Annotated in this window: 14 protein-coding genes; 1 reads left to right on the forward strand and 13 read right to left on the reverse strand. The window is 37.1% G+C overall.

Annotated elements, in window-relative coordinates; genetic code table 11:
* The first annotated feature begins 18 nt into the window (after positions 1–18).
* Positions 19–711, forward strand: coding sequence for a hypothetical protein (locus BLP50_RS12100; RefSeq protein ID WP_090155112.1), 693 nt, complete (start codon positions 19–21; stop codon positions 709–711).
* Positions 712–792: 81 nt separating this feature from the next.
* On the opposite strand, the gene BLP50_RS12105 is transcribed toward BLP50_RS12100, so the two are convergent.
* The 13 genes from BLP50_RS12105 to BLP50_RS12165 all read right to left on the reverse strand — a co-directional run bounded on the left by BLP50_RS12105 (position 793) and on the right by BLP50_RS12165 (position 18,552).
* Complete coding sequence (locus tag BLP50_RS12105; protein ID WP_090155115.1) at positions 793–2,115, reverse strand: aspartate kinase; 1,323 nt, start codon at positions 2,113–2,115, stop codon at positions 793–795.
* A 131-nt stretch (positions 2,116–2,246) separates the two neighbouring features.
* Entirely contained in the window at positions 2,247–3,047 is an 801-nt protein-coding gene (locus BLP50_RS12110) for an ABC transporter ATP-binding protein (protein ID WP_090155117.1), read from the reverse strand.
* Positions 3,040–3,993, reverse strand: coding sequence for an ABC transporter permease (locus tag BLP50_RS12115; protein WP_090155119.1), 954 nt, complete (start codon positions 3,991–3,993; stop codon positions 3,040–3,042). The genes BLP50_RS12110 and BLP50_RS12115 overlap by 8 nt, the downstream gene beginning before the upstream one ends.
* Complete coding sequence (locus tag BLP50_RS12120; RefSeq protein ID WP_090155122.1) at positions 3,993–5,045, reverse strand: ABC transporter substrate-binding protein; 1,053 nt, start codon at positions 5,043–5,045, stop codon at positions 3,993–3,995. Before BLP50_RS12120 ends, BLP50_RS12115 begins: the two co-directional genes overlap by 1 nt.
* A 200-nt stretch (positions 5,046–5,245) precedes the next feature.
* Complete coding sequence (locus BLP50_RS12125) at positions 5,246–6,229, reverse strand: FAD:protein FMN transferase (protein WP_242869268.1); 984 nt, start codon at positions 6,227–6,229, stop codon at positions 5,246–5,248.
* Between the two features lie 115 nt (positions 6,230–6,344).
* The gene (locus BLP50_RS12130) at positions 6,345–6,656 is read right to left on the reverse strand and encodes a hypothetical protein (RefSeq protein WP_090155126.1); all 312 of its coding nucleotides are present in this window, start codon (positions 6,654–6,656) and stop codon (positions 6,345–6,347) included.
* 147 nt (positions 6,657–6,803) lie between these two features.
* Entirely contained in the window at positions 6,804–9,869 is a 3,066-nt protein-coding gene (locus BLP50_RS12135) for a toll/interleukin-1 receptor domain-containing protein (RefSeq protein ID WP_090155128.1), read from the reverse strand.
* Between the two features lie 35 nt (positions 9,870–9,904).
* A complete protein-coding gene (locus tag BLP50_RS12140; RefSeq protein WP_090155130.1) occupies positions 9,905–12,916 on the reverse strand; it encodes a TIR domain-containing protein in 3,012 nt (1,003 codons plus the stop codon).
* A 265-nt stretch (positions 12,917–13,181) separates the two neighbouring features.
* On the reverse strand, positions 13,182–13,607 hold the full coding sequence (locus BLP50_RS12145) for a hypothetical protein (protein WP_090155132.1): 426 nt from the start codon (positions 13,605–13,607) through the stop codon (positions 13,182–13,184).
* A 22-nt stretch (positions 13,608–13,629) separates the two neighbouring features.
* A complete protein-coding gene (locus BLP50_RS12150; protein ID WP_176753773.1) occupies positions 13,630–14,577 on the reverse strand; it encodes a leucine-rich repeat protein in 948 nt (315 codons plus the stop codon).
* Positions 14,578–14,596: 19 nt separating this feature from the next.
* Positions 14,597–15,400, reverse strand: a complete 804-nt coding sequence (locus tag BLP50_RS12155) for a leucine-rich repeat protein (protein ID WP_176753774.1) — start codon at positions 15,398–15,400, stop codon at positions 14,597–14,599.
* Positions 15,401–15,534: 134 nt separating this feature from the next.
* A complete protein-coding gene (locus tag BLP50_RS12160) occupies positions 15,535–18,216 on the reverse strand; it encodes a hypothetical protein (protein WP_090155139.1) in 2,682 nt (893 codons plus the stop codon).
* A 12-nt stretch (positions 18,217–18,228) separates the two neighbouring features.
* On the reverse strand, positions 18,229–18,552 hold the full coding sequence (locus BLP50_RS12165; protein WP_090155141.1) for a hypothetical protein: 324 nt from the start codon (positions 18,550–18,552) through the stop codon (positions 18,229–18,231).
* Between the last annotated feature and the right edge of the window lie 221 nt (positions 18,553–18,773).

The following is an 18,773-nucleotide window of genomic DNA, read 5'->3' on the forward strand; positions in this document are numbered from 1 at the left end:
GGCAAGGAGGATATAAATATGGCATTAGGCAATATACTCTCTCATGAATTAGAAGATGTTATTAATTCCATTAATACGAATAGTAATGATATTTATAATCCAAATTCTTCACCAAAGTCGATTTTAAAAGGAGAAATGGATAGAAATAAAGTATCTTACTATGACACTGTTCAAAATGATAATAAACAGGAAAATACAAACAACTTCAAAGGTACTCAATATAACCAAAACTATCAAAAGACCAATCAAAGCGATGCCGTAGCAAATGACAATTCCCGTCCTGACTCAGCAAACAGCTATAAAAAGAAAGTAAACCTTTCTGATTACAACAAACAAATTGAAGAAGGAAAAGATTTAAGAAAAGCACCTGATGAAACTATAGTGTTCACTCCAGAGCAAAATCACAGTAGAATAACTAGACAAAATAATCAAACATACCAGTCCAATCAGGATAACCAAGAGGCTCAGTCTTATAATTATAACCAAGTATATCAGTACAACCAGCCCTACAGATATACTCAAATATATGAAAATGAAAAAAAAGATTTTGGAACTAACCCTGCCTATATGTATGCTCAGGCACAATCCACTACAACCTCTCAGCCCAAGATGATTATCCAAAGCGATACACAGACTGGCAATGCCCCAATCCCAAAACAGGCCAAGCAGTCTAAACAGGTGGGGGGAAGAAGAAGACGTGGACGTAGGTAAAAAAATACAAAAACAGCATACAAAATTGAATTGCAATATAAAAGAGCTGCATCAGACTGATGCAGCTCCATTTTTATTATATTAAAGTTTTGTAGTTACGAAAATATCGTAGATAGCCTTAACAGCTGTCTCAAAGTCCTGATTCTCAACACCGATGATGATGTTAAGCTCTGAAGAACCCTGGTCAATCATGCGGACATTAACATGTGCATGGCTGAGGGCTGAGAAGATACGACCAGCAGTACCGCGTGTGCTCTTCATGCCACGTCCAACGACTGCGATAAGTGCAAGGTCTGACTCAATCTCGATAGAATCAGGAGCACAATTGCGATGAATAGCAGAAACAACAGCCTGCTCCTTGTTGATGAACTCATCCTCATGAACAACAACTGTCATTGTGTCGATACCTGAAGGCATGTGCTCAATGCTGATGCCATTGTCCTCGAATGCCTGAAGGGCCTTTCTACAGAAACCTACCTCAGAGTTCATAAGTGACTTAGTAATGAGGACTGTACAGAATCCCTTCTTACCAGCGATACCTGTGATAACGTACTCATTTCTCTGGCCTGTGCTCTCTACAATCCATGTACCGTCATCTTCTGGTCTGTTAGTGTTCTTGATATTGATAGGAATACCAGCAGAACGAACTGGGAAAATAGCATCCTCGTGAAGAACTGATGCACCCATGTATGAAAGCTCGCGAAGCTCTCTGTATGTAATAGTCTGCATACCAACTGGATTCTTAACGATGCGAGGATCGCAAATCAAAAATCCTGATACGTCAGTCCAGTTCTCATATACGTCAACCTTGGCAGCGCCGGCAACGATAGAACCTGTTACATCAGAACCACCACGTGAGAAAGTCTTAACACGACCATCCTTATCACAACCATAGAATCCAGGAATAACTGCATGAGGATGCTCCTCAAGTGCCTGTCCAAGGACCTTCATTGTCTTGTATGAATTAAGATGTCCCTCTTCGTTAAAGAAGATTACATCCTTAGCATCGATGAAATCATAGCCTAAATACTCAGCCATAATCTTACCATTAAGGAACTCTCCACGGCTTGCAAGATAATCAAGTGATAAATCTGCCTTGATATCCTCAGCAATCTTCTTGAAATCATCCTCAAGGCTAAATCCCTTGAGATTAAGACCATCAATAATCTCGTCATAACGAGCCTTGATAGCTACAAGATTCTCAGATACGTCCTTGCCTGCCTTAGCATCCTCGTAGGTCTTAATCAGCATATCTGTAACCTTTGTGTCCTTGCTATTGCGCTTACCGGGCGCAGAAGGAACTACAAATACTCTATTCTCATCAGCGCGAATGATATCGCCAACTTTCATGAACTGCTTAGCGTCTGCTAATGAGCTACCGCCAAATTTTACAACCTTTTTCATCGAATATATCCTCTTCCTATTTTTTAATCGTCGGCCCAAGGCCGCCTGATATTATATTGCTCACGATTCGCAATTACATAATACTATACAACAATACTTTACTAAATTAAAGTACTAAATTACCCAAAAGTTTAGGATAAAAGCACTCTATCATTATCTAATTCCTCTCCAGCTCCTACCTTAAACTTCTCAAGTAAGTCTGCAACCGATAGATTTGCCCTCTCCTCACCAGCTGTATCAAAGACAATTTTGCCGGCATTCATCATGAGGGTCCTATTGCCAACCTCAAGGGCCTGATGCATATTGTGAGTGACCATAAGACATGTGATTCCTCGCTCAGCAACAATTGATTGGGTAAGTTCCAAAACCTTTTCAGCTGTGGCTGGATCCAAGGCTGCTGTGTGCTCATCCAAAAGCAAAAGCTTTGGTGTAACAAATGTAGCCATAAGAAGTGTAAGCGCCTGACGCTGTCCACCTGAAAGAAGACCTACTGGCTGCTTCATTCTATCCTCAAGTCCCATTCCAAGAAGGGCTAACTGCTCTCTGAAACGAGATTTGTCCTTTGCTCCAATACGAGAAAATAAATGACTAGATGCGTGAGAAGCTCTCAAAAAAGCAAGGGCCATATTTTCCTCTATAGTCATATTTGGAGCAGTACCCTTAAGTGGGTCCTGGAAAAGATGTCCAATAACGCGGCTACGAACGTGCTCCTTTTTAAATGTAATATCCTCTCCGTCCAAATAAATATTGCCTTCGTCTACGATAAATGTGCCTGCGATGGCATTGAACATAGTGGACTTGCCTGCTCCGTTAGAGCCTACGATTGTAGCAAAATCGCCATCTGCTAAATCTAAGCTGAGATTAGTGAGGGCCGCCTTTTCATTTACAGTGCCAGGATTGAAGGTCTTTGAAATATTATCAAGTTTAAGCATTTTCCTTTACCTCCTGACTGCGCTGTCCTCTATAATTAGCAAACTCTCTCTTCTTAAGAGCTGCCTTTTTGCGTACATAAGGTGCAGCAATGGCAACTGCAACGATGATTGCAGAAACAAGCTTAAGAGCCTCTGCTGGCACAGACATTCTAAGGGCTATAGCCACAATTACTCTGTATAAAACTGAACCTAAAATAGTGCCGATAATTCGTCTGAGCATGCTTCCCTTATTTCCAATAAGTGTCTGACCAATGATCAGTGAAGCAAGGGCGATTGTAACCATACCTGTACCGATATTGATATCAGCTGACTTCTGATACTGGGCAATAAGTGCACCAGATAAAGCTGTAAGGGAATTGGCAAGACAAAGTCCTACAGTAATTGTAAATGTAGGATTGATTGAAGATGACTTAACCATATCAGCGTTGTCGCCTGTAGCTCTGATAGACATACCAAGTGTGGTGCCAAGGAACCACCATAAAAATACAGCAATAAGTGCAACAATAGCTCCTACAATCAGTAGCTTGTACCAATCACCAATGACTCCGCTTCCAATTGTGTCCTTACCGATGGAAAAAATGGTGTCACATCCGAAGAGATTAGTAAGAGACGAAAATCCCATCACCGCAATATTGATGGTGTACAAACCGGTATTAACTATAATTCCTGCAAGAATTGACTCGACTCCCAGCTTGGTCTGTAAAAATGCTGTGCAAAATCCAGCCAAAACACCAGATATAAGCGCTGCAAAAAAAGCAAGGAATGGATGGCCTGCAAGGGTAACCATAGCACCAACTGCGCACCCCAATGTGAAGCAACCATCAGTGGTCAAATCAGCAATATTTAAAATGGTAAATGAAATAAAAAGTGCTAAAGCAACTAGGGCGTATATACACCCTAGTTCTAAAGCACTCTGAAAAATCGAAATTGAGAAAAGTGAAGACATTACTCAAACTCCTCTGCTGTCTGAATTTCTACGAATCCATCACACAAATCTCTAAGTTTCTCGTAGTCTAAACCAAGAGCCTCTGCTGTGTCAGTGTTGACTGTTGCAGTACCATTGTCGAGAACCTTAACTGGAAGTGTAGCTGGGTCCTTGCCATCAACTAAAATCTCAGCAACCATGTTAGCTGTCTCTGTACCAAGTGTTGCGTAGTTAACACCATATCCAAGATAAGCGCCATTTAATGCAAATGAGTCAGCACCACAATAATGTGGGATACCTGCCTCAATGAACTTCTCATAGATACCAAGCTCTGCTGTCATGATTGTGTTGTCAGTAGGTGTGAAAACTGCCTCAACATCTGCTGCAATAAGAGCATCTGCTGCAAGCATAACCTCGTCATTTGTAGTACCTGTTTTTTCTACATAATCGATTCCCTTAGCATCAAGATATTCCTTAGCTGCTGCAATAGGAGCTGCTGAAGCATCCTGGCTCTTGTCGTATAAAAGGCCTACCTTGCTAAGGTCTCTATCCTGCTCAATCATCAAATCAAGTACTGCCTCTGTGTTAAGGGCATCAGAAGTACCAGTAACATTTGAACCAGGAGCATCATTGCTAGCAACAAGGCCAGCACCCTCTGGATCTGAAACTGCTGCAAATACAACAGGAATCTGATTGTCCTCTGTAGCTGCCTGACAAATCATAGCTGTAGGAGTAGCGATAGGTACTAAAATATCAACCTCATCATTGATAAGCTCTGAAACCATCTGATTGATTGTTGTAGAATCAGCCTGACCGTTGCAGTAGTAGTCCTCGTACTCAAATGTAACGCCCTTTTCCTCAGCCAGGACATCAAGCTGCTTTTCCAAGCTGTCAACAATCTGATTTAATGAAGCATCATCAACATACTGGATGATACCTACCTTATATGTCTGAGCATCTGATGCAACCTCTGTCTTAGCGTCCTTGCCATCAGTAGTCTTATCTCCACATCCAATCATCATAGCTCCTGCCATAAGAGAAACCATGAACATAGAAAATAATCTCTTTTTCATATTAAATCCTCCTAAAACCCTCAGTTATCTAAGAATATCAGACTTAATTGTAGCACAACACTTTAGCAAGTTAAAGTATAATATTTAAATTTAACGTTACTATTCACAGTTATAAATATTTAAAGATTAATTCTTGTCAAGCTTGCTTGTAAAAAATAGGCAAGAAAAAAGGACGATTTTACTCGTCCTAAATACGCTTATCATTTAAATCCTTTTGAATAGACTATGGAGCCATCTTGCATTACCCACATAGCCTCAACACCTGGGTGGTTTGAAATGAATTCCTGGCCCTCTTCTAGGGTCATATTAAAAAGTGCTGTTGAAAAAGCATCTGCTTTTCCTGAGTCATCCGACACGATAGATACCTGCTTAAACTCTGTGGCAGGGAAATATGTATCAGGGTCAATGATATGGCAATATCTAGTCCCTTCCACTTCGTAATATCGCTGGTAATCACCGCTGGAAACAACACAAACTCCATCAGAAATTGAAACCGTCTCTATGTAAAGCTCATCGCTTTCAATATCTGGATTCTGGATACCTATATTGAAATCTCCCTTAGCTCCCTTAGTACCAATGCAGGATATGTTGCCACCAACATTTAAAAGCAAATGGTCAATACCATGCTCATATCCCTCTTGTACTACCCGTTCAACTGCGTATCCTTTAGCAATGCCTCCCACGTCAAGTGACATCTTGGCATCTGCTAGAAAAACTGTACCGGCTGTCTCATCGATTACCACATCCTCAATATCAGTATGTGATGCCGCCTCTTCAAGCTCTTCCATGGATGGTAAGCTAGCAGACTCCGGTGTCTCGACACCTGCCTGCCTATGGTCATGCCATATAGATAGCACCGCACCCATAGCGATGTTGACCTGTCCGTCAGTTTCATAATATATATCTTTACCAAATTTTATTAGCTCAATAATATCCTCACTCACCCGTACCGGCTTAACACCAGCATATTTATTTATATCGCGGATATTATTAAACCCTTCATAACTCTTGTAGATATCGTATTGCTGATTGTAATAAGTAAGCCTATCTTTTATAAAATCAACATTCTCAGTGAATGTGTCTTCATCAGTCTCATAACCACAAATCTCTGTGCGAGTATCGAATAAATCGATTAAAACTACAGAATACTTATCCTGCCCCACATCAGAAACTGTGCCTAACATAGCTTTATAGACTATAAAAATAATCAGTATACAAATTGCCCCGATTGAAATTAGTTTTCCTTTACTCATAATTCAGATTTTATCATAACTTCAAATCTGAAAAAACAAAAACTAATTAATGATTTCTCTGGTAAACTGGACCTCTGCTAACACTGCTTCCCTGTGTAATGCCATGAATTGTACTAGCAATACTAGAAGATTTATAGTTAGCCTTTGTTCTGTTTTTTGCTGGTGTGCCAGCACCAGAGCTTCTTGTAATAATACCTCTGTGCATTGTGGAAACAGCCTCTTCTGAAGAAACCTGCTCTACAGCTATTGTAGAAATCTGTCCTTCCTCCTTTGGAGTTCCCTTAGCAAGGAAAGCTCCGCACATTAATGCCAAAAAACATAATGCAAAAAGTAATAGTCTGTTTGCCACCTTTGCCATTTCAATTACCTCCTTTTTAGATTAGCGTATTTTTTCTTTCTGAGTAGTATAATATTACTATCAATTATTTATGTCAACACTTTTTTGAAAATTTTTTCAAAAAAATTAGGCTCCCGGTCCTAAGACCGAAAGCCTAAGTAAAGTTAGCTATTCAATTCCATAATCTAATTTTTCTAAATCAGTTAATTCATCGTCGCCATAAATATCGTTTGCCATCTTAAGCAACTCATCTACTTCCTTGAATTTAAACCCATATACATACTGTCTATATGTGCAAACTACCGTACCGCTCTGAGGTACATAAGCCAATCCATGTTCAATATAACTGAGTTCACCCATCTGGTTAAGATCTATAATTGACATACCTATAAAATTCGATACTATCAATCGATTTGTAGTTTCATCGTACTGACAATAATCTAATTCGTTAGTCTGCTCCTTAAACTTAAACACGAAGTCCTTGTTAGTAAGATCGTAAATCTTAAAATATAAATCAGCACCTTGTAAATACAGATGAGTATTGTCCTGGGAGAATTTAATCAAACCACTGTAGGACTTTGCATAGAATGTTATCTCATCCAGACAATCCATTGTTTTTATATCATATATTCTAAGCTTACCATCCTTGCAAGCAGCAGCAAGCAATGTGTTATCGTCACTCAAAGCAAATCTATCTACTTGATAATCATCGATAACCTTGCCTATTTTATCTTTTTCAATATTGTATTTACAGAGACTATCATTATCTGTGCTAGAAATATAGTAAATCGTCTTACCATTATTAGCTATTGTCCCACATGAGTACGTTGTTATATTAGCATCATGGTTGTTAACCTGATATTTTATTTTTAAATCAGGAATACTCAATACAACCTTTTCTGCCCCTCCACTGTACAACATATACTTGCCATCTGCTGAATAGCTTGTCACTCCACTATATGTTCCCTCTAACAACTTCTTTGGCTCAAGCTTACCATTAGAAATAGTAAATACATAAATATTACCATTAGAAGAAGGCACAACTATCTTGTCAGAATCAACATATCTAGCATCTGCTGAATTAGCATGAGGAACTGTAAATGTCCCCTTAATATCTCCAGTCGCAGTATCGATTACATTGAATTCATAGGAAAATTCCTCAGTATCGTGTATTGAACCAGATACTACATAGGAAGAACCATCTGGAGAAATTGCCGAAACCCTACTTGCTTCGTTTTCACACTCAGTCTCATAAAGAAGCGATTCATCATTTGAATACTTCATAACAGTAAGATTAGCACCTCTATATGCGCTAGCAACAAGAGTACCATTTGCAATATGCCAGTCAATCATTGTATTATCCATGACCTCATTTACTCCATTGGACAATGTAATCCCTGGCTTAGTAGTGTAGAGTGTTAATTTACCATCATTAGTTCCAACATAGATATAATCGCCTGAACCATTAAATCCGATTCTTTGGATAGAAGCATCTGATGGAATAGTATTAACTAATTCTCCGGTATACAAGTCTAGTACTGATACAGCCTTGGAGGTATTGAAAATAATACGACCGCATTCTTCACCATCAATGTCTGTAATTGTGCTAGAAATATGAGTATAACTCGTATCGAAGGCTGAAATTGAATCCTGAGCCTCTACATTCCATAATTCCTGACCCGTTGCAATATCAAATTTCTGAAAATGCATTGGAACATTTCCAACAGATAAAAGGTCATCATAATCAATAGATGCGACAGCTATTTGTCCATCTACTGTAAACTTTGCTTCAAGATTACAATCTTCTGCCAGAGTACAATCCACATATTCATCAGTCTCCAAATTGTAAACTGTAAGGATGTTTTTCTGGTCAACATCTACGTGACGATCAACTGCTACGTAATTTCCATTATTGTCTATAGCAAAATGATAACCAAATCCAAAATCTAGATGGTCATCGTACTTTTTAATAACCTCACCTGTTGTGGTATCCATTACAACAAGTGTATCTTTTGTAATATATTCAGTATCAACAAGTCCGCTAAAGTGATCAATAAAAACTACTTTATTGGCCACCTGATTTATAATGCCATTTTTGATGGAACCCTCAGGATTATATTGATAAAGAATCTCGCCCTTTTCATCATAGCCTGTTACAGAATTAGAACTAACAACCACCACTGCATTATCTGAGAAACTAACATCTTTTATTGTTATTTCATCCACAAGTCCAGAATCCATATAGTTGTACTCTGGTGGCAACTCAAATAGCTTTTCTCCTGTTTCTAGATTCCACAGATACACATACTTTGAAGTATCGTAGCTAACAACTCTAGTTCCATTGAGATTCTCTTCAAAATCATCTACTTGCATATTGTGAGAAAGAATCCTGTCATGGCGCAACTCAGCTCCTACATCATAACAATCCAATGCACGAGACAGTGCGTATACAGACTCTGGCACCAATGGTCTATCATTCTCATCTGATGGAAGCCCCTCCATCGCCAAAAGAGCTGCCACTCTTCTGTCTCCCACATCTAAGGCATCTTCTGATTTCTCTGCAAGCACTTTAGATTCATTAATAAGCTTCTGCTGATACTCTGCGTTTATCTTGTCTAGGTTATATGCATTATACAAACCAAAGGCCACAGCAAGAGCTGTAATAACAGCTGCAATACTAATAGCTGCTGCAAGGAATTTATGCATCTGGCGCTCTCTATGGCGTTGTTTCAAATCATCATAATCAACCTGTAAGATAGCTGCTGCAAGGCGCAAACTCTCTGTCTTAAGCTTTTTCTTGATTATTTTCTTTTTCTCACCACGAACATCAGCTGCCAATGGCTCAACGGGATTGCCCGCTTCATCCGTAAGAATCTGTGGAGGGAAAGAATCTCCAGGTTCCCCATCCACTAGTACTGCAAGAATATTCTCCCTGCCATGCATGGAAATAAAGGTGTCAATTTCCTTCATCACCCAATAAGAATCCTTAGTCTGTGGAGAACATATTACTATTAAGAATTTCGCCTCCCTAAGAGCAGCCTCTATATTGCTGCCCAAATCACTTCCGATAGGAAGCTCCTCCTGATCTCTAAAAACTCTGTTAATTCGCTTACGTCCGATTTCCTTTTGAATCTTCTTAGGAATCTTCGCTGTTTCTAACGCTCTGTGAACTCTTTTAGCTACATACATATCCTTTTCAAGGTGTCTGTAACTTATAAACGCATCATATTTCATTACTCGTAATTCTCCCTAACGGATTTTTATGTATGCTATTCTTTTCCAATACCGTAAATTAATCTCTGTTCTTCTGACAATTCAGAATCACCATATCTTTTTCGTGCTTCTTTTATAAGCTCGTCTGCATCCTTGTAATTGAAAACAAATATATCGCCATTGCTTCCACTAAGTATCTGATTAGATCCATTTATAAAGAATCTTCCCGATGGTATATAGGCTAGCAAACCCACAGATTCCATATCAATCAGATACATATCTGTAACTGTAGAAACCGCCAATATTCCAGCACTTTCATCATAGGAAATACGCCTAATTTTTGAATCTATGGCATCTGTCAGAAGCACAACCGAGCCTGTTTCTATATCGTAAATACGAAAATAATAATTTGATGACTGGGCAAATACATATTTTCCATCTTGCGAAAACTTAATATATCCCTCACGGCTTGCCACAAAATCAAATGCTACTGTTTCTTTTCTGGTCTTTGAGTCTATTACTCTTAACTTGTTGTCATCGCAATTGAGAACTAATTTGCTATCATCGGGACTAATTGCTATCTCTAAGATTCCATAATCCTCGTCAAACAACTCATCCTCTCCGGTCGCAACATCAATTCTATGTAATCTACACTCACCATCAAAAATATAATAGTAATCACCAGCTGATGTAATAGAACAATCGGTAATGTCATAGGCAAAATCTTTATGCGCAACCTTTTTTCGGGTAGTTAAATCGTAAACATCTGCAAAAGTAAAGCTATATAGAACAAAGTATTTTTTATTATGAGATATATTCTGCCCTACATCTCTAACTGTTATATCACTCTTTATCACATCTTGCTTTTTGCTTGATATAGAGTAAAAAATCAATTCCAAATCATCCGTAGGAACAAATATTGTGTCATTGTCTATAAATTGCACTCCACTATAAATAGCATTTTTAGCCTTAAACTGCCCTACTTTTTCATGATTGCTAGATTTGCATATAGTAAAAATCTTCTCTGACGAATCATTTTCTGCTTCTGAAGCAATATAGTAATATTTTCCATCGGGACTGCTCATTCCATCCCTACTATCACCTTCCACTTCATAGCTAGCATCATAATACTGAGTATTGTCAGTGTAGAATATTCTAGCATCAGGACTAGTACCATCAATTGTGACAAATCGAGTATCAGTCATGCATATCTGAGCAATATTATTGGACATTTTACGCTCAAAAAATGGATTCGTTACTCCTTCAGAATATATATAAAATCTAAGAAATCCCGCTTCAGTAGAAACTATAAAGATTTCTCCGCCTACAATGATGTCACTAAAAAGTGAATCTGATTTAATCTGATTAACGATCTCCCCAGTAGCATTATCAACTATGTAAATAGAACGACCCGCAGTAATTATAGAAAAAGCATAACTAGAAGATGTACCATCATCCAAAGGTAGTATTTTGTAATCGTCTGCATTTGCGTACTGTATAAAATAATCAGTAGAAATAGTCCAGGTCTTATCTAAATCAGCTAAATCATAATATTGAAGATCAACAGTTACTTCTCTTCCATCACCAAGGGTCTCATACGGAGCGGAGGCAATTATTAAACCAACATCCTCCGTATATGCAATTCCCAATGAAATAGTTGAATCATTTTGCACCAACAGTTTTCTATAATTTTCTTCATCAGAAGGGCAGTAGACTGATACATAATTTTCCTCGCCATCCATCTGTAAATGTCCTACTATAACAAGGGCTCCCGTGCTATCAAATTCAATTATATTTGAATATGGTGCATTACAATCATTTTCATAAATAGCAAGTTCCTTACCATGGTAAGGAGAAATAACAGCCAACGTATCTGGATAATAGTCAACTCCATTTGAGGCATATTCTATTGCTAGACAATTATTATACCTAGAAAACCTAGCCGCAAGCACAGGCTGTTTAGGCGTGTACTCATAAATCATCTCTCCTGATTCATCATAACCTCTAACAGCATCCTCTGAGATAATAACTAATGTGGAACCATCTTCTGTAAAACCTATATCAAAAACAGGCGTAAGTATACCATTAACGTATTCCGCCTGAATTTCATATAACATCTCACCTGCATTTAAATCCCATACATATACGTTTCCATTATCATCTAAAATGCCTACAATATCATTATCATTAGCATAATTATTGCACACCTTTTTTATTGAGTAATCTGCATGAACAACTGTCTCACTAGAAAGTGTCGTACTAGAATCGTATATGCCAAGAGCCTTGGACAAAGCATAGAGTGACTCAGGTACAAGAGGTCTCTCATCATCTTGTGGTATACCCTCCATAGCAATAAGTGCCGCTGTTTTTCTATCACCAGTCTCAAGAACATCTGCAGATGTTGCAGCTAGAACTTTCGACTCATTAATCAACTTCTCCTGATACTCTTCATTAATTCTGGCCAAATTGTAAGCGCTAAATCCTCCAAAAATCAGTGCAAATATAGCAATTCCAAGCACAAAAATCATATTACGCCTTGTCTTGCGCTCCTTCTGGCGCTGTTTTAAATCGTCAAAATCAACTCCAAGAATCGCTGCTGCAAGTCTTACAAGCTCTGTCTTAGCCTTTTTATTAATCTCTTTTCTGGTGGCACCACGAAAATCTGCTGCAAATGGCTCTACTGGATTGCCCATCTCATCCTTGAGCAACAACTCTGGAAAAGACTCATAAGGCTCTCCTTCTGCAAGAACAACAAGGACCTTATCTCGTCCATGCATTCGAACAAAATTTTCAACTTCCTGATTGCACCAATAGCTTTCCTTTGTCTTAGGTGAACTAATGACAATCAAGTATTCTGACTCCTCCAAGGCAGCCATAATATTAGCTCCCAAATCGCTACCTACTGGAAGCTCTTCCATATCTCTAAAGACTCTGTTAATCCTAGTTTTCCCTATTTCCTTTTGTAGCTTTCTAGGAATCCTAAGTGTCTCAAGTCCCTTATGTACTTTTTTAGCTATATATTCATCTGGCATCAAATGCCTATAGCTAATAAATGCATCAAACTTCATCTTTTTATTACATGCTCCCTACTGCACGAAAAACTAAAAACCATACCAAATGAAATTCAAACAGAATTCACAATTATTTCATATTTTATTATAAATTAGGCTTATTTACAATTCTAAAGTACTGTCAGGCCTAGTGGATAGTAGTTTCTAGTCCATTTCAATGCAAGTTCTTGCCCCATCCATATAATATAAGCCTGGCTTATTATAGCCAGGCTTTATGTTACTTCTATATATTCTTTTTCTTAATAAATCCCATGCGGAATCGCTAGCCACATTGATATCTTTCTGGATGATTTTTCCTATCCTCTGCAGCTCTGCGCTCCTCTTCCTCGATACGTTTAATTTCGGCTTCACACCATGCGTTATCATCTTGCAGCTCTTTTATTCGCTTGCGTGCATTCTCAATACATGTATTAATATCCGATACAGCAGTTCCACATGATGTTATTGCTCCATCTATTCCTTCGACCACCTTAGCTTGGTAATCTTTGGCGTCAACGCACAAATCTTCCTTCCATTTATCCTTATATGAGATATCATATTCTTCTGCCGTTTTTTTCTGATTTTGGAATTCCACAGCATAACGAGAAACAACCTTTATTGCCGTTTCCATCGCCGTAATATCTTTTTTAATTTCCTCAATTTCTGCGTTATTACTGTCTATTCTAGCTCTTAATTCGCTAATACCCATATTTTTTCACTCTTTAAATCCTTTATTCTTGATATGTTATTTCACTTGCTGCTTCTGTCTTCTCTCGCCATGTCGCTTCTTCTTCCTCAGTCATTACTCGGAAATCTACATTTTTTTCTTTGCAATATTGTTCCATGTATGAGCCTGCTGGGGCAACAACAGTTCCATGAATAAAACAATCCATCTCATCTTCCAAATTTTCTATCTTACCATTGCCAAAATATACAGTTGCCTCTTTTGGAATTATTAGGGCATCCGCTTTTTCAACTGTATCTGGTATATATAACTCTTTTACTTTATTATCCAATAATACAGAATTAGGAATAACTTTTATGCCCGAAGGAATTACCACTTCTTCCTCATCCCCATTATAAAATAGCAATACTCCATCTCCAACTACATAATATTTATCATTTAAGTGTTTATTTTCAAATAAAACATCATAAAGATCAAAAAGACCTATATTTGTTATCTCTTTAGGGAATTCTATATTTTCCAATTTATCGGCATATGTTAGGCCTAAAATAGAAATAGATTTAACTGTCTCTGGTATATCTATTATTTTTAAATTATTACAAGAATCAATATTTATACATGTAATATTTGTAGTACCGTCCTCAAAATAAATCTCTTCCAAACTACTTGCATTTCCGATATCTATGATGTCCATTTCTTTTGGTACGTAAATAACCTTTACTCCATCTTCTTCAGACGCACCACCGTCGAATTTAGTACTCGAAATATCAATTTTCGTTATCTTAAAACCTACTATTTTTGTTGGAAGAGTTATTTTAGTTTCATTTCCCCTATAATCTCTAATAGAAGCTGTTTTTTCTTCTAAATTAAAATAATACTTGTAATCCCCTAGCCAAATTCCTTCTGTAGTAGCCTTTTTTACAACAACATATGAGACAATACACACTACTGCAATTAAGAAAACTATTATCCCAACCAAAATCTTCTTTTTCATCATTAACTCATTTATCCCATTAGTCCTGATACACAATCTCACTTGCTGCTGCTTCTGTTTTTTCTCTCCAGATAGCTTCTTCTTCCTCAGTCATTACCCGGAAATTGAGATTATTTTCTTTACAAAACTGCTCCATATATGAGCCTGCTGGGGCGACGATGGTACCATGGTATGTTTTTATATATCCGAGATCATATTCTCCATTACCCAAATATAATGTGTCATCATCTCTAAGTATTAAGTCCATTGTCTTTACTGAATCAGACATATAAATAGATGCATTATCAGCTCGATTATAAATATCTAGCACACCTTCCCCAACACATGTAACTCCCTTTGGAATAACTATTTCATCCTGAGGACCATTGTAGAATACAAGAACTCCTTCCCCTGCTACATAATATTTATCGTCTTTGTGCTTTTCAGCAAATGGTGTATTACTAAAAAATGAATCCATATGTTTAACAGATGAAGGAATATACACATCCGATATATTCGTTCCGGCAAACGCACCATCACCATATAAATATTCAATTCCCTCAGGGAAATTTACTGTATTCAATTTACCACATCCTGCAAAATAATAGTCGTATGAGACTTTAGTCCCCTCTTCATATGTAACCTTTGTAAGATTATTACACCCATGAAAAATAGTTGATATGTCATCTTGGGGATTATTACTTATAAATACGGTCTTTATATTTTCATCTTCTTTAAATACTTCCGATTTATAACCAATAACGTCACAAAACAATATTTTTTTAGGAAGCACAACATCTCCATCGCCTCTATAGTCCACAATATATACCTCTTGTTTAGGCATATTAAATCGGCATCTATAGTCTCCCACCCAACAAGTCATGTGCATTATTTTTTTCAATCCGAAAACAATAGTTAATATGCAAACCACTATTGAAAGGATTATTAATATTTTCCTTTTAGTCATCAAAGTTTCTCCTATCTATACGACTCTATCTGATCCTCAACACTAGCATAATCATTACCAAACTTCTCATTATTATTTTTAATAATATCATCAGCCCTTGTTACACACTTCAACATTATATCTACTGGTATTTCAGTAACCGATGTATAGTATAGATTATTGCCATCCTCATTTCCATGAATAAAGATGCTAACTGCCGCCTCAACCTGCTCTCGTTGTTCCGAAGATGAAACATCTAAATCTTCACATATCATATTTACTAATGTAGATTCGTGACGTGACATTTTATCACAAAAATCCTGATTATAAATCCCCTCTAATCCATTTTCATTCCAATTCTGAATCATTCTAATCATATTCAAATCATCAATTTTTGCATAATAGCTTTTGCTGCCTCCAACTACATCATAATAGTTTACGCTATACCACAAAGATTTATTTCTAAAATTTTCCAATTCTTCTTCTTGTTTATCAGATATTGCCTGAATTTTTTCACTATACTTAACTAAATTTGATATTATAGATGAACTTGCTCCCGCTCCCATTTTTAAAGCACTTCCGTCTTCTCCAACTTTGCCTGATAAAGTCGAATAAACGCCATCATAATCTTCGGAGAACGCATCTTTTAATAATGATACCCCCTCTCCCAAAATTGGGTAAACATCTTTAACCAAATCTACTGTTAAATCAACCGCTATTCCCCTCATTACATCAGCTTTCTTTTGTTCTAGTTCATACAGTTCTGCTGATGTAATATCTTTTTCCGTTTCATTTCCACTATCGTGTGAAATTGTAATTATATCTTTTTTTGAATTTATCTTGTTTCCATCACAATCGTACTTATCGATGTATAAGAAATTATGATCAATATCTATTTGTACAGTTTGAGTCCCCCATTCAACTTCATTCTTATAATGATAAAGTGTGTATCCAATCAATTCATTATCATTAGCTATCTGTATTCTTCTTGATAAATCCGCCTCATCATGCTTTCCATCATTTTCAGATGACGCCCACGCACTTGCTAAATATAAATCCGACACAGCTGCGCTTCCGGAAGCATACAATCCAATATACTCATTAGTGCAGACATTTCCATTAACAGTATATTGAACAGAAGAAATCTGGCTCAAATAAGTATTATACTCATCACCCTTATTAGCGACGCGTAACTCAACCCCATAATCTCCCATAACAAACGAAGAAAACTCGCTTAATTTGTTCGGATCTATTACAAAAACATTTTGATAATCTCCCTGATTTTTCATCAGATTATCTATTAATTCAACATCACCAGACGTCTTTGCAGTACAGTAATAAGCAACAATCTGGTCATCAGATAAAAATGTTGATGCGTATTTATAACAATCTGGATTCTGTTTTTTCCAATAATCGATACAGGCTTTGGTTCTATCAATTGATGTATGACATAGTATTTCCTCAGTTGTATTATTGTAATCTGTGAAATTATACTCGAATACGACACCTACTCCATCAATTCTAATATTAAGTGGTGTACCACCGGGATAATCGTATAATTGCCCATTCATATGCTCCGAAGGCTTTACATTACTTAATTCATCAATATATACCTTTGCAGCATCACTTGTCATATATGATTCTAATTCTTTCATTGCTTCAGAATTATACATACGATCATCAAATCTATATTTATCTGGATCATTTAGCATCACAGTACCAATTATTACTTCTAATCTAGCTTCCTGTTCCGCACATTTCTCGTTTGACAAATGTCCATCAATATATTCAATATCCACCTGAGTAATGTTAGCATATGCCTTCCTTCTCTCTACAGACATTTCTTCCCAACTAACATCATCAAAAGATGAAAGATCGTGTCCATAAGTAAGGAGAATATTTATAATTTGGCAATCTACTGCATCATCACCTGTAAAAAACTGCTTAGCATAATTATATTCTTTCTCAAACTTATCGATATTCCCTACATACTGTTCCAATCCAGAATCAGGGTAACGTTCCGTCACACTAGTAACTAGTTTTTGATTAATAGCATCTACTAGATCCATTAAATTAAGATCAGCTAAATGAGTTGCCATTGCCTCGTCAAAATCAACTAACATCTTCTGACACTTGGATAGATAATCATCCGCTCCATCCCCATCCTCTTCTCCGCATAAAGCTATAAAAGCATCCTTGCCGGGAGAAAAATCAGGAATAGTGATGGTATGATTATATTTTCCACTATACTTATTTGAGTATTCCTCTATCTTTTCTTTAGCTATTTTTGCTTCTGTATTGTAGTCATTTAACATTTCCCAAAAGTCTTGCTTGATTAAATCTAACATATCAAAACCAAGAAAGGCCTCTGATGATGAATCTACATCTTTTGTGAATGTATCAATCACATCTACAAAATACTGCTCTATCGCTTCATGTAAATCAAGAATCATCCTAAGGGTCTCTGGTTCAGTGGTACTCATCAATTGTTTTACACCATCTGCATCCTGTCCCTGATATGAATCTGTTGTTGCGATAGCATCCATCTCTTCTATTAATGCTTCTGCTAACTTTGAATATGTTTCAAATTCAGCAGAAATATTATCGTAATGTTTCTTTGTCTCTGGCGCGCTATAAAACTTTCCTCCGTTTTTGCTCTTATAACTTTTATATGTAGAATAAGCTCCCAAAGCACCTAAAGCTAATATATCCATATTATTCCCTTTCTACCCTTGTACTCCCATATTGTCGCCTGCTGTTTGATCAGTATCCCTTAGATTCTCTGCACATTTAGTCATCAGATTTGCTATGTCTGTTGACATAAAAGTCTTAAATCTATTTGTCACTTCTACTATTGCTTCTAGCTGTTTATCTGCTTCAACTATGGCCTCTGTTCCTTCTGCTTCATTAGCGTTGACCATAATAATGTCGCCGATTTCCATCACATCACTAGCGCTTCTAAAATTGTCTACCAGCTTATCATAGTATGAATCTATATATTCAAACGCGGAACCTACTACTCTCTCACTCATTGTAATACTACTACTCATAACTTTTCTCCTTTAACTTTTATCTCTGCTATACAAAAAAATTTTTTTCACATAGCAGAAATCATTCTGCCAAGTTATCTTGGCAGAATGAACTCAAAAGCCATATCTTATGCGTAGATATTATCTCCAGCCTGCTGTGCTGCTGCATTCATGTTGTTAGCACTTGACTGAATTGAAAGACCTACGGCATTAATCTGCTGTGCATATCCCTCTAAGCTATC

Source organism: Pseudobutyrivibrio sp. AR14 (genome assembly GCF_900101325.1).
Taxonomy (GTDB): domain Bacteria; phylum Bacillota; class Clostridia; order Lachnospirales; family Lachnospiraceae; genus Pseudobutyrivibrio.